The sequence below is a fragment of the Rhizobium rosettiformans genome, assembly GCF_016806065.1.
GTDB lineage: Bacteria > Pseudomonadota > Alphaproteobacteria > Rhizobiales > Rhizobiaceae > Allorhizobium.
This window is the reverse complement of record NZ_CP032406.1, coordinates 280,734-293,785: the sequence shown is the minus strand read 5'-3', so window position 1 is coordinate 293,785 and position 13,052 is coordinate 280,734. Positions and strand designations below refer to the sequence as shown.

Genomic DNA, 13,052 nt, shown 5'->3' with positions numbered 1-13,052 from the left:
TATCGTCAAAACATCGTTAAATCAGATCGGCTGACGAGGATCGACCAGATCTCACGATGTGCCAACGGCTTCCGGGAAATCCTCTAAAAGCATCGAAAGTGCCGGACTGCTCCTGTCAAAGTGGGCCGTGATGTCAGCAAATACGCGACTATGGCGGATTATGGCTTCCACGGCGAGTTCGGTGATTTCCTCGCTTTCGAACACATGGGGAATAATGCGGCGCAGAAGCGTCCAGGAGGCGATATTGTCGCTCATATAGTGGACGCCGGCAAAGACCCGTCTGTCGCCCCAATCGACCATATACTTCTGCAGCCGTTCTCTCTCCGCAGCTGTCGGCTTTTGTCCTGCCTTGACCAGTTGGTCGTAAACCGTGCAACCACCGAGGATACCTTGCATGCAATGACCGCTGGGAAAGGCCGGATGCTGGCCCGTATGCACGTTGCGATGGGCCGTTACCCAGCGAAAGCCAGGCAGATTCAAAGCGGTCGCTGCCGCTCTGGGGCGCGGTCGCTGGAAAAGTTCTTTCAACCCGAGGACCTCTGGTCGCTTGCCTGCAGCATCTTGCAAGAAGATTCTTTTAAATGCAGTCGCTTCCAACTCAGGCCCCCCATACAAAGGGTAGTTCGCGGTGCCGTCCTTGCCCGTCCGGTATTCGATTGACGTCGATACGGAACTTGGCAGCTCAAGGCCACTATAGTCTGGATGATCGAGACGAGCGTCTTCGACACGATAATGCCAGAGATGGTCCCGGCGCGGCCCTTCGAAAGGGGTTTCTGCGCCCGTCAAATCAGACAGGATGCCCAGTGTGTCGCCGCCGCCCTGATATAGGCGAATAGCAAGCTGCAACTCGCTTTGTGTTTCATGTTCCGCAAAGGTGGCAGCCTTTCCCCTCCAGCCGCCATTTTCCCAACGCGGCCAGATCTTGTCTGCGACCTCGGCCATCCAAGCGGTAATGATCGTCGGATAGCTGTCATCGGTCGTGGGCCAGTCCCTTGGCACAGTCTCTGGCGGCATGATCTGGAGCTTGAGTGCGTCATGCATGACGCCATAGGGTGCCAGCCTCATCGGTGAATTCCTCCGTTACTTGAGTCCCAATGTCCGGGCCGCGTGTAAGGTCAGCTCCCGATGGGCCGGGTTGACGATCGGATAGTCGCTGGAGCGCAGCATATCGATGGAAAGATCTGGCTCGCGCGTGATGAGCGCGTTCAACTTGTCCCGCCCCTTGGAGGTCTCTCCAAGCAGCGCGTATCCGGTCATCAGATCCATGATGGTCGGGCGGAACAGGATATGCTCAAGCGAGGCTTCCCCAGATTGGATTGCCCTGCGGATTTGACCGGCCATCAGGTTGGCGAATTGTTCGATTGCCAGGGCAAAGGCCTGGGCGACAGTGCCGCGGCACAGCAAAACTGCCGTTCTCGCTGCTCTCACAGCCTCGCCGGCCTTGCCGCAATAGGTCAGCGCAATCGCGTAGAAAATCCAGCATGCACCATGCCCTGGAAGCAAGCGTACGGCCTCCTTGGTCAAAGCCAGATTCCGTTCAAGGTCGTGTAATAGAAACCCGTAGCTGTGGCCGGCCATGGCCAGTGTCAGGCCATTTTCGGGCGATAGCCGTATGGCTGTGCGGAAGCACTCCATGACTTGATGACTGTCTGGGGCCAGATGCCCCTTGCGATCGTTCAATTGCAGGAGATGCCCGATGCCAAGCAAAGCGTGACTGAGCCCGGTCTCTTCTGCGGCAAGCGCTGCTTCGCCGCATCCGATGATATCGCGCGGCATCATCGATCCCGGGACCAGCATGCCCAGGAGTGCCTGGCAGCGATTGGCATGGGCGCTCCATTGCGCGCCCTTCAGGCTCTTTGCCTCAATTCGAATGGCAAAGTCCTGCAGCAGGTGAACGATCTCGTACTGAACATTCCTGATCTCATACCAACGCTTCGGCGCGATTTCGCGTCGGACCTGCCACTTGAGGGAGCCAAACCCGTCCGTGACGGAGAGAGATAGGCTGCCAGCGGATCCCATGCGAAGGATACGGACACGTGTCACCAGGTCTGTCGCGCGCACCGGGCCGCAATCGCGCTCGGCGCCAATCACCACGGGAAGACCTATGATCGAAAGTGCTTCGATGATCCTTTCAACCAAGCACTCGCCGATCTCGCTCAGCCCCTCATCGGCCGCAGGGCTCATGGACAAATGCACATACCAGCGTCTGTCCGGCTGACTTGGGGGCTCGGTCAAACCCCACCTGAGGCCGCGCATCTCGAATTCGCTGCGTGTCTGCCGCAGCCAATCATTAAAGCCCTCCTCCCGCAGGTCAAATCCGCGCAGGATTTCACCGTGGCAGCCCGGCGCAAGATGATCGAAATCGACATGGTTGCGCTCTAGCCAGATCCAGGTTCGATCCGCAGAAAGTACTTCATTCTCGCCATTCAACAGCGTTCGAAGTGTGGTCAGCGATTGTCTTAGGCTGGCCGCAGCCTGAGCGGGGCCGCGATCACCCCATAACTTGTCTTGTAGCCATGTACGTGTCTGACGATGGTTGCGGGTCAGGGCAAGCATTGCGATGAGCGCGCAGTCTTTTCGGCCCGCCGGCCTGATCGACCGCCCGCTGCGATCGACCAGGTCGAAGGCGCCAAGGACTTTTACTGAAAAGGGTCTCGACGATCGCATCGGGAACTCGTCGTTTCGTGTTGTATCAGTTGGTCTGAGCGCTGGATGTATTGAAGGATCTCTTATTCCTATAGGTAAGTAGATCATTGATGAAAATTCCAAACTAAGCAACGTAGTATTGCAAAAATTCTGAAATCCAATCCGTATTGATTTTCTAAAGTAATTATTCCTATTTAGTCTTAATTGCTGAGGCGTATAGGAAATAAATCTTATTGTATGCGCCATGATTCTTATGTTTCGTACTTATAGAAAAATTCGTTATTTTCGATAATGGTATCAGAATAACGGATATTTTTACGTGATGGTGAGATTTATGATCCGTAGCCGCAAAGAGATTCGGGTCGTACGTTCTGCTTTCGGGTGAACGCTAATCATTGATCGCCAAGCGTTAAGTCGGTCGCCGGACATTTCTGTCACCGAAGAACAGTCACCATATGACACTTGGCAATTTATCCAATCTGCCATGCTGAGGCCCGTTTTGGTTGTGAATTATGGAAATATCCGATTTCTTGTGTGCATCATCGCGTCTGCTTGAGCTCGCGTCTCTCTGGCCTTTCGATTGCACCTTGATGCAGTTCGCGCGATGATTGGATGTTTTGTTTTAGGAGTAAATCTATGCGTAAAACCCCCGATGCTATCGACCGTCATGTCGGTGCCCGCATTCGACTGCGCCGCAACATGCTTGGGGTAAGCCAGGAAAAGCTGGCAGAGGGATTGGGACTGACGTTCCAGCAGGTGCAGAAATACGAAAAAGGCACCAATCGCGTTGGTGCAAGCCGCCTTCAGCACATCGCGGCGATCCTCGATACGCCGATCAACTATTTCTTCGAAGAGGCCCCTAGCCCGTCGGCCTGTGCAATCGCACATCAGGACGATACACCAACTCTGCTTTTGACCTCAAAGGACTGTCTCGCGCTTGCCCGGGCGTTTGTTTCCATCAAAGACGAGACGGTTCAGCAAAAGGTGCTCTCGCTCGTGCGCGCGCTCGGTTCCGGCAAGGCTGCCCCGGATGCGCTTGAGGATTGGGTATAGTCTAGGTCTTGATCCTTTCTTCTAACACAGGTTTTTGCTGGTCTGCCCGGAAACTTCTGGTCTGAAGCGGCTGACAGTCTCCTGGCCGGCAGAACGACTTTGTGATGGCGCAGCCCGCAGTGTCAGGCGTGGCACGCGATCAGTATCCAATCTCCCAGGATACCAGAACGAAAGACTTGTTTGGCATCTGCTGGAGATCTCACCTTAGAGCGATCCATCGAACGCTTTTCTCGAACCGGCTTTCCCTGTTCCGTAGGCGTCACCAGTTGGTCATTTCCTTTACATATGGCTTGTAAAACTAACGGGCGGGAGGACACCGAACCGAACAAGCTCGAGCAGGATGAGATGAACGGCGCAGCATCTTTTTTGGTCGTCAACTTTGTGGTCGCACTGTCATTCAGTGTGGTTTTTGTCGTCGTCGCAAGGCGCAGTCACTCGCGCACGGCTGTCATTTGGCTGGGCGCAGGATTTGGTGTCGCATCGCTTTCAGCAATCTGTGAGCTACTGGTCGCCTATGCCGGTCCGACACGCTTTTGGGCACTCTGCGCTTTTGCCACGGTACTATGCGGTATGGTCATGCTGACTATCGGTATCGGTCAGATGTACGGGCGTCGTATTTCACTGCTCAGCGCCTCAGTTTATGTTCTGGCGAGTGTGATGCTGGCGCACATGATCTATGAACTGCCGCGCGGTACGCCATTACAAGCCTTGCTCTATCAAAGTCCGTTCGCGCTGGTTGTTCTTGTGGGCGCGATGTCGGTGATCCTTGCGCCGCAAAGGACCACCCTCGACCTTTTCCTGGGTATCCTCCTGACCATTACAAGCGCACATTTCCTCGGTAAAGCCGGGTTGGCAGTGTGGGTTGGCTCCGGAGCGACGGCAAAAGATTATGTACACACCAACTATGCCCTGATTTCGCAAAGCCTCACGGCTGTTTTGATCGTAACCGTCGGCTTGACGCTTCTGGCGAAGCTTGTCCTTGAAATACTGGCTGTTCACAGGACGGAATCGGAAGCTGACAGCCTGTCAGGGCTCGCTAACAGACGCGGTTTTGACAGACAGGTCAATGAAGCGCTTCAGCGGCATGGGCGAGGGCGGCATGCGATCATCATCACCGATCTCGATCACTTCAAGCGCATAAACGATACCTACGGACACCATGTGGGTGATACAGTGATCCGGGCCTTTAGCGAAGCCTTGCGCTCTCAGGCGCCGGAAGGTTCTGCGCTCGGTCGGCTAGGAGGGGAGGAGTTCGCCGTCTTCCTTCCTGAGACTTCTGTGCATGAGGCAGGTCGGTTGGCTCTGAAGTTACGTCATGCGACGATGTCACTGGAAGGACTGCCGCCATCGCTACGTGTAACTGCCAGTTTCGGGATAGCAGCTGTCTCGTCTGTCGCTGATCTTGACGCGGCCTATCGTGAAGCTGATGTTGCGCTTTATCGGGCCAAGGGCGCGGGGCGCAACAGGGTCGAATTGGCGACCAGTGTGACGCAATCGGTTGCCTCACCTTGTTAGCACTTTACGTGCGCCGGGGTTCAGAAGGCAGAGTCTTCTATCCCGTTCGAATTCCCCATGGGTAGGTTCCATAACATACATTATGCGATCTTTGTTTGTAGGGGCTATTTAGTAATGCGACAGTTGGGCCAGTTAGAGATGCGACAGCCTCGCCTCTTGATGCACTGGTCAATGCCAACGTCGGGAGCAAGGATGACGACTTCGAGCTTGGTCGAGACCATGAGCGGTCGGAGTCGTCATGTCCTTGTTGATCACCATGTCGCAGAAAGAATTGCATCGCCTCGAAGTCATTCAAAAGATCCGTGACAAGAGGCTTGGCGTTGTCCAGGCAGCCGAGTTGCTCGACCTCAGTCGAAGTCAGGTGCATCGGCTGCTGCGGTCTTACGACCTTGATGGTCCAGCCGGCCTTGTGTCGAAGAAGCGATCTCGACCAAGTAATCGGCGCCACAGCGAGGAATTTCGCAATGCGGCGCTAGACCTGATCCGCGCACGCTATCTGGATTTTGGTCCGACGCTTGCACGCGAGAAGCTGATTGAGCTGCATCGGATCTCGGTATCCAAGGAGACGCTGCGGCAATGGATGACCGAGGCCGGCATCTGGGTCTCTCGCCGGGAACGCAAGAAGCGTGTTTTTCAGCCTCGTGGCCGGCGCGACTGCTTTGGTGAGCTGGTTCAGATCGATGGATCGCATCACTGGTGGTTCGAGAGCCGCGGCCCCAAATGCGCCCTCCTCGTCTATATCGATGACGCTACAGGAAAGCTTCTACATCTACGATTTGCTGGGTCGGAGAACACGTTCGACTATCTCCATGCAACGAAGGCTTATCTGCAGCAATGGGGTAAGCCGCTTGCATTCTACAGCGACAAGCATGGTGTTTTCCGGTCGACGAATGCTTCGAAGACGGACAGGACAACCGGTCTGACACAATTCGGTCGCGCGCTTTATGAACTGAACATCGACATTATCTGCGCCAACACGCCTCAGGCTAAAGGCCGGGTTGAGCGGGCCAATCAGACGCTCCAGGATCGCCTGGTGAAAGAGATGCGGCTTCGGGGCATCAGCACAATCGATGCGGCCAATGCCTATGCACCTGAGTTCATTGAAGACTTCAATAAACGTTTTGGCAAGTTGCCGCGCAATCCGAAGGACATGCATCGGCCTCTCGCGGATCATGAGAACCTGGACGGTGCTATGTGCCGCAAGGAAGTCCGTACCCTGTCGCAGGCTTTGACGCTACGTTACGACAAGGTGCTGTTTATTCTTGATCCGACCGAGATCTCGCGGCCATTGGCCGGGCAGAAGGTCGTCGTTTGTGATTACCCGGATGGCAGGCTGGAGATCATGCATCAGAGCTATTCCCTGCCCTACAGAACCTTCGACAAATTACGGTCTGTGCATCGAGCGGAGGTCGTCGACAACAAGCGGCTGGATGACATGCTGTCGATCGTTGCTGAGATACAGGCCGGGCGCGAACTTGAGCGTAGTAGAAGCGGCCCATCCCGGACGGGTCAGAAGGATCATATGTTTGGCATTCGGGACGGTAGCATCGGAAACGGTTATCAGAAGCGCGGCCGCAAGTCCGGCCGCCGGACAGATTTCATGAACGATCCGGAAGTCATCGCCAAAAGGAAGAAGGCTTTGGCGCGCATGGAAGCCGCGGAGTGACATTTCCCGTCTCAAAGCTAAAGCCGAAGAGGTGCGCCCCACCCGCCCCGATCTGATCTTGCAAGCGGGACTGCCGCTCAGATCGGGGCTGATCGTGATGCTGTGTGGTGACTGCTGCGGACATTTCTACTTTGCAGCACAGCGGACATTCCAACTCCTCCGCCACATTGTTTGTAGGGGGGTACATTCTATTTCCAAGTGCGACATGCGGGCAGTTAGAGATGCGACAGTCTCGCCTCTTGATGCATTTAATGACCAGTTCGTACCTCACCGAACATTGCCGGAATTTCGCCAATCTCGCCATATGTTTGAATGAGATTGATCGAACGGACAGAAGCCATGGGCTCTTCGCTCCAAACCGCCACTCCGACATTGAATTCAGCAATCAGTGAAGCGGCATTTTGTGCCTCTACGATGGAAGCCAGCTCCTTTGGGCTGGTGACGCTAACGGCTCTGCCGTCGGCGTCACGCTGAAAGACGGTTAAGAAAATCTTCTTCATCTGACGCTCCTGATTATGCAACCTGCTGTCGCGCTTGGCTGTTCAACGTCGCAATGTACCAATCCCGAATACGGTCGGCGATATCTCGACTGGCATCTGCTCTAAAGTGCACGCAATCAGCCATGCGATCTGATCCCACGAAAGGTGTAACGTCCAGGAATTTGACGTGATCGTTACGATCAGCGAGAATCTGCCAGATCGTGTTAAAGAGAGAAATTCTCTCTCGAGTAACGCCCCGGATAATGTGCTCATGGTCAACGTCTGCGTCGCCCTGGCCGCCGACCACTAGAAGTTCACTTCCCTGATCTTTTAAGAACTGACAAAACTGCTCGCAACAATGCAGGTACAATCCCTTTTCAATTAGAGCCGAGGTGCCGGGGGGCCAGTAAATATTATACAAGTCTGTACCCAGATAATGGACTACCAATCGCGGGAAGTGCTGCTGCTTGAACTGGCCGTTCAGCATCATGGACATCGCGAAAATCCGTGGGACGCTATCGATCTCCGCCACGTCACGTAGGCCGGAATAATGAGAGAAGATACCAGACTGGCAATTCGCCATGAACCTGATTTCTGGCTGCGCACCAGCGCGATTTAGATTGCCTTCTTCTGCGACAATCTTCTGCCGAATTGAATGGTCAAAGGCGTGTGCCTTGATCCACGGCGGAAGTTTGGTATCGAGGCCAAACTCACTTGGAACCAGTAAGTTATCAAAGCGTTGGGCAGCGCGTGCCAGCAGTGCGTTTTCGATGCCCATATGCATAATGCGGCAAGAAAAAGCCATATGAAGTATCTTTTCGGTCTTCACGTCCACGCCGATGAAGCCGACCAGACCGTGGTAGCCGAAACGATCCCAAGCGAACACGGCAAACCCCTCACGGAGTGAAGGCTCTGCCACGAAATCCACGATCGAGCCGGGCGAAACACGCGTCTTAAGGTAGTTCAACTGATTGCTACGATTGACCAGCTCCTCGATGCGTGAGGCAAAATCGACAAGGTCCGAGCTATTGGCGAAAGCAACTTCAATATTGCATGAGTGCAAAAATTGCTCGCGATCGCCTTTGAATTCTTTGGCTTCGTCGACGCGCTTTTCCAGGTTGCGGTACTCCGCTACGCGGGATTTGGATATATGGGAGTTGGCGGCGACTATACCGGCAAGTCTTTGGTCACACTCACCAGTTTTCGCATTTAGGACCTGCAGCTTCGGAACGACAGACTTCGCTTCAGCCAGGTTGATATCATTGTCGTCGATGAACAGGCAATTCTGCGGACGAAGCTGCATTTGATCAATAAGTGCCTTGATCGCTGGTCCCTTTGGCTCGAAACTGATCCGAGGGAACACGAATTCATCCCACAGGCCGAGCTTTTCGAGTTTTCGTTTTGCCAACTCAAAATCGTTTTTGGAGCAAATCGCAGAAACCACGCCATGCCCATTCAATTGGCGAATTGTCTGCGCGCGTGCCTCGTTGAGTATCAGGGTGTCACCGCCCTCGTCGAGCGTGCCGGACCACAGTGTTTCATCGAGATCCCAAATGATCAGCTTTACGGGGGCAGCCGCCCTCGTTGTTTCACTTTTTTCGACTTGTGGCAGAGGGGCCGAATTAGACAGCGCACCCTTCAAGAAAAACATTGCGGCATCTGCGCCATAGTTTTCGATCTCCTGCCCGACGCCAGGTCTAAAGCAACTTGAAACCGGTACCTGTTGCCCCTCCAGAGACAAGAGCATTCGTAGGAATGCTGCAGGATCGCAACTCGGATCTAGTTGACCGTGAACCAATAGCATTGGCGGGCGCGACTTCACGTGGGCCTCATTTTCTCCCACCAGGAACGCAGGCCCCCCAAAGCCGATGATCGCTCCAAAGCGCTCGGCCGCTTCAAGGCCGTAGATCGCGGTAAGTGGCGTGAGCTCTCCACGGCTAATCAAGGCAATTCGTTCGTTCGGCAGTCCCCAATCGTGTCTGACCTCGGCAATGTAAGCGTCGATCGCCTCCTTGACGCCTGTGTCTTCTTCTATGCCGCCCACCGTCGCTAGCCCCGGCCCACCAGCATCCGCAGAAATGCCGAAGACAGGTAACGCAAAGAGAGTGTCTGGAAAATGTGGCCGCCATCGCTCGGCGAGTGTTCGCAAATCCAGATCCTCGCCATTCTCGGCATGCAAGAACACAAATGCGAAGCTGGGTTTTTCACCCTTTTGCGGAATGAGCTTACTGTCGTAGCGAACCTTCATGAGCCATTTCTCCCGGAATGTCCGACGATCGATCCCATGGATGCGGACGATGATATTCTCTCAATTCTTCCAGCCTGTTGGGGAGCGTTCAGGACATGGGTGCTCTCACAAAGATCGCGTTGACGTCTGTAAGGGCCAGGAGCACGTAGCCACGCGGCTTCAGGACATCGACAAATCCCGAAACGCGCCCTTCATGTTCGCATTGAATGAGGAACGGTTGGAAGCATGTGTCCATCTCCGTGACAAGCATGAGATCAAGTCCTTCGACATCGATCGACATATAATCGCAGTAATTCCCGAAATGACGTTTCAAGAAGTCGTTGATGTGCATGTTGTCGCAGACGATCGTCTGCACAATGCCCTCGGTTCCGCCTAGGTTTTGGAAGAGACCGATATGCTCCGTCGACACCGAAGAAATCTCACTCTTTTCATGGATGTGAAGAGAGATCTTTTCGTCATGCAGCGCGCTGATTGCGCAGTTCACGACCACGTCACGTGGACGCGCTTGGCGAAGGCGATCGGCGAGAGCCGGAATTGCTTCGACGAGTACTCCACTCGCTCCATGGATCTTGTAAAACAGATAGGTTGAGCTCGTCTGGAATGGGTGGTTCGCGCCGATCTCAATGTACCGGATGCTATCCATTGAACGGCCTGTGCGAGACAAATGTGCTCGAAGCAGTGCTTCGACAATCAAGTCCTCATTACACTGGGCGTATGTCTCGTAAATATGGGTCGGTATGGAGGCAGCTTCGATCCGATTCGTCTGGCACTCAATCGTAATAAACGGATTCGGAAATCCAGTACGACGGACATTCATAATTTGCTCCATTGGCTCTGATGCGGCGTGGCAACGCATCTCTCTACGGCGCGAAACTTTCGCGAAGCTGCATCGCTGGCCGCTGCATTGAACCTCAAGCAGAACAGGTCTACGCAAGCTGGCCCGGATAAGGTGGAGATCGACAACGAGGAAAAAACATGGCTTCTGGGGCGCACCTTCTCACAACGTCGATTGATCGCGATTGGCTAACATCGAGAACCTTCACCTTCATTCCAGAGGGTGCCTTGGCACCGATTACAGAAACCTTCGGCTTTCAAGAGAAAGGCCTGATCCTCGGATACTCTCATCCGAATGAACGGTACTGGTCGCTTAAAGATGACCATGTCGATATCATCGACTATCTGGGAAATGTTACGTGCCACATGCGACCAGAGCTCCGGTCAGACGGCGGCATAAATCTGGTTGGAGCATTTCTGAACCCGGCCGGCGGCTACGCTGAGAACGGAACGAAGCATCTTCTGATCGAAACAGCCTCACCATTCCGCAGCAAGAGACAGAGCTTCGACCTCTTCGATACTCTTGTTGCACGGAAGTGCTTTGATCCTCTTGAGATATTCAGAATTGTCGAGGCAAAGGCGGCCCTCACCAATTTCGCGGCGGCAAGACACCGTGTCGAAATGTCGATGTTTGGCAAAATTGAATATGGACTGGATGACATATACGACCAAATGATCGGTCACGGCTTCGTAAACAGACAACAGGCGGCCGTGCTAAAGCGCATGGAGCTGCAGGAGGAATGGGACAATCTTTTTCCCATTCACGAGGTGATCGCGCATGTTGAGGCCAATGACATTATAATCTCAGACATGTATCTACCCTACGAGTTCGTCAAAAGAATCCTCGTTGAGAAGTGTGGTCTGAAAAACGAACTTTATCTTTCAAATTACGGGAAGCATAATCGCCACATATGGCCGAAGGTAAAAGAGCTGCATGACTTGGGCCGCCATTTCGGTGATAATATCCATGCAGATATACTCGGTGCATCGGAGAGTGGTATTCAGCCTATATTCGTATCGATCTCTAAATGGAGTAAGTCTGAGGAGATCTTGCGATCTATAGGATTAGAAGAATATGCAAAGGTTTTGAGGAAGACGCGGCTTGAGATCCCTCACGCAGAGCCCGCGATTGTCAATGCGCTTAAGGCTCAAGTAGCCATCAATATCCCATTGATGATCCTCAGTGCGCTTTGGCTTCTCTGTGAGGCCAAGAAATTCGAGGCAAAGCGCGTACTCACCTGCGCACGCGACTGCAATCTCTTGCATCGGATACTGTCATCGCATCACTTCATTCGTGCTGGCTTTCCCCCGACACATTACATAGGTATTTCCAGAACCTTGTGCCGCGAAGGTGGTGACGATTACGAAGCCTATCTTCTCAACAAGACTTCTGATGGTGTCGCCTTCCTCGTCGACATGGTCGGCACAGGGCAGTCGCTCACACAGCTGATTACTCGCCGGAACCTGTCTGCGAAACTAAAGCCCCTCATCGTTGTGGCAGATCCGCTATCGGGTCATTTTCCCGGTGTGGCGACTTTTCTGCGCAAGGATTTCGCAAGTTTCAGGTTCTTCGTGGAAACAATGAACATTTGTAACGAGGGCTCTGCGATCGATGCGGTCGTTGATCGCGAGCTAACGTCAATTGTCTACCACCCCTACGAGTATGACGCAGAAATTTCAGATATCATACGCGCATCATCCGAAATGCTTGATCGCTTTATCATTGACCTAAATGAGTTTTCATCTCCAACTGATCTGCCTCGAGCTGACCAGCTCAGCGCCGCGGCTGAGGAAATTTCACAGCAGATCGGAGAGCATGCCCCTAAGTTGATGCGGCTAATCAGGCAGCATGGCAGCAAGCTCGCTGCTCTCACGGCTGCATGATTGGCCTACCTTGATAATCGGTATGACACCAAATTTGGTATCAAATACAATTTTGGAGTGAACTCGCCGGTTTTCGTCGTTTTGAACCTGGCATCGGCCGCCAAGCCTGGTCTACGATGCCAGTGCATTCATGCAGGAAGGCACTGCCGAGGAGGCCAGTGAGTGATTTGCCGTATCCTCCGGTGCGGATGAAACTTGCGTCGGAGTCAGAAGCACGCAATCCTAAAATCCTAGTGAAGGATTTCAGAGGGGTTTTGAATGCCCTGGTCGATACTGCGGGGGTAAGCGGCGATCTCGAGCTGCAGATGACTTCGATCACCATATCGCTCGCAGATCGCGTTCACTTCGTCACTGACGCTTTCGCTCAACTCTTCAGGCAAGACAAATTCGGCGATGACATAGGTTGATCGACCAAGTGCATAGATCGGACAAACGGTTGCCAAGATTTCGGCTACAAATTCGGGTATCTGTTCCGCTGTCATTCGTCTCTCGCATGTCGTCAGCCCTTGAGGATAGCACTTTAGTCTTTCCAATCCTACACTTAGCGGATAAGGTCGAACTATGACTTTTCCGCTTATCGGTTCAGCTGTGCTTATCGCGCCTAACACGACCTGACATCTGCGCGCGTCTTCACACGCCGTGCGCTTGGCCGAAACTTCCGATCGCTCAGCTTCGCTTATCAGCCCGAACATTGTCCGGTTGGAAATCAGCAGAGGGCGATGACCAG

General features: G+C 53.6%; 10 protein-coding genes. 4 read left to right on the top strand and 6 right to left on the bottom strand.

What is annotated here, in order from left to right; genetic code table 11:
* Positions 1-51: 51 nt before the first annotated feature.
* Both D4A92_RS22930 and D4A92_RS22925 read right to left on the bottom strand, forming a co-directional pair.
* The gene (locus D4A92_RS22930) at positions 52-1,065 is read right to left on the bottom strand and encodes a hypothetical protein (protein WP_203020170.1); all 1,014 of its coding nucleotides are present in this window, start codon (positions 1,063-1,065) and stop codon (positions 52-54) included.
* Positions 1,066-1,080: 15 nt separating this feature from the next.
* Positions 1,081-2,667 carry a hypothetical protein gene (locus tag D4A92_RS22925; RefSeq protein ID WP_210346543.1) on the bottom strand — a complete coding sequence of 529 codons (1,587 nt, stop codon included), beginning with the start codon at positions 2,665-2,667 and terminating at the stop codon, positions 1,081-1,083.
* A gap of 615 nt (positions 2,668-3,282) precedes the next feature.
* Here D4A92_RS22925 and D4A92_RS22920 point away from each other — a divergent pair.
* From D4A92_RS22920 to D4A92_RS22910, 3 genes are all read left to right on the top strand, one after another.
* Complete coding sequence (locus D4A92_RS22920) at positions 3,283-3,699, top strand: helix-turn-helix domain-containing protein (protein ID WP_203020166.1); 417 nt, start codon at positions 3,283-3,285, stop codon at positions 3,697-3,699.
* Between the two features lie 345 nt (positions 3,700-4,044).
* A complete protein-coding gene (locus tag D4A92_RS22915; RefSeq protein ID WP_203020164.1) occupies positions 4,045-5,214 on the top strand; it encodes a GGDEF domain-containing protein in 1,170 nt (389 codons plus the stop codon).
* A gap of 238 nt (positions 5,215-5,452) precedes the next feature.
* Positions 5,453-6,880, top strand: coding sequence for an ISNCY family transposase (locus tag D4A92_RS22910; protein WP_203020162.1), 1,428 nt, complete (start codon positions 5,453-5,455; stop codon positions 6,878-6,880).
* Between the two features lie 248 nt (positions 6,881-7,128).
* On the opposite strand, the gene D4A92_RS22905 is transcribed toward D4A92_RS22910, so the two are convergent.
* The 3 genes from D4A92_RS22905 to D4A92_RS22895 form a co-directional block, all read right to left on the bottom strand.
* The gene (locus tag D4A92_RS22905) at positions 7,129-7,380 is read right to left on the bottom strand and encodes a hypothetical protein (protein ID WP_203020160.1); all 252 of its coding nucleotides are present in this window, start codon (positions 7,378-7,380) and stop codon (positions 7,129-7,131) included.
* A gap of 13 nt (positions 7,381-7,393) precedes the next feature.
* The gene (locus tag D4A92_RS22900; protein ID WP_203020158.1) at positions 7,394-9,607 is read right to left on the bottom strand and encodes an HAD-IIIC family phosphatase; all 2,214 of its coding nucleotides are present in this window, start codon (positions 9,605-9,607) and stop codon (positions 7,394-7,396) included.
* Between the two features lie 88 nt (positions 9,608-9,695).
* A complete protein-coding gene (locus D4A92_RS22895; protein WP_203020156.1) occupies positions 9,696-10,424 on the bottom strand; it encodes an FkbM family methyltransferase in 729 nt (242 codons plus the stop codon).
* Positions 10,425-10,582: 158 nt separating this feature from the next.
* On the opposite strand from D4A92_RS22895, the gene D4A92_RS22890 reads away from it, so the two are divergent.
* A complete protein-coding gene (locus D4A92_RS22890; protein WP_203020154.1) occupies positions 10,583-12,325 on the top strand; it encodes a hypothetical protein in 1,743 nt (580 codons plus the stop codon).
* Between the two features lie 230 nt (positions 12,326-12,555).
* Here the strand turns inward: D4A92_RS22890 and D4A92_RS22885 are convergent, their stop codons facing one another.
* Positions 12,556-12,807, bottom strand: a complete 252-nt coding sequence (locus D4A92_RS22885) for a hypothetical protein (protein WP_203020152.1) — start codon at positions 12,805-12,807, stop codon at positions 12,556-12,558.
* Positions 12,808-13,052: the final 245 nt, after the last annotated feature.

Excerpts from the sequence above, each read along its gene's own strand:
- D4A92_RS22905 (WP_203020160.1), bottom strand. The coding sequence starts at position 7,380 with ATGAAGAAGATTTTCTTAACCGTCTTTCAGCGTGACGCCGACGGCAGA.
- D4A92_RS22915 (WP_203020164.1), top strand. The coding sequence starts at position 4,045 with ATGAACGGCGCAGCATCTTTTTTGGTCGTCAACTTTGTGGTCGCACTG.
- D4A92_RS22910 (WP_203020162.1), top strand. The coding sequence starts at position 5,453 with ATGTCCTTGTTGATCACCATGTCGCAGAAAGAATTGCATCGCCTCGAA.
- D4A92_RS22930 (WP_203020170.1), bottom strand. The coding sequence starts at position 1,065 with ATGAGGCTGGCACCCTATGGCGTCATGCATGACGCACTCAAGCTCCAG.
- D4A92_RS22895 (WP_203020156.1), bottom strand. The coding sequence starts at position 10,424 with ATGAATGTCCGTCGTACTGGATTTCCGAATCCGTTTATTACGATTGAG.
- D4A92_RS22900 (WP_203020158.1), bottom strand. The coding sequence starts at position 9,607 with ATGAAGGTTCGCTACGACAGTAAGCTCATTCCGCAAAAGGGTGAAAAA.
- D4A92_RS22920 (WP_203020166.1), top strand. The coding sequence starts at position 3,283 with ATGCGTAAAACCCCCGATGCTATCGACCGTCATGTCGGTGCCCGCATT.
- D4A92_RS22885 (WP_203020152.1), bottom strand. The coding sequence starts at position 12,807 with ATGACAGCGGAACAGATACCCGAATTTGTAGCCGAAATCTTGGCAACC.
- D4A92_RS22925 (WP_210346543.1), bottom strand. The coding sequence starts at position 2,667 with ATGCGATCGTCGAGACCCTTTTCAGTAAAAGTCCTTGGCGCCTTCGAC.
- D4A92_RS22890 (WP_203020154.1), top strand. The coding sequence starts at position 10,583 with ATGGCTTCTGGGGCGCACCTTCTCACAACGTCGATTGATCGCGATTGG.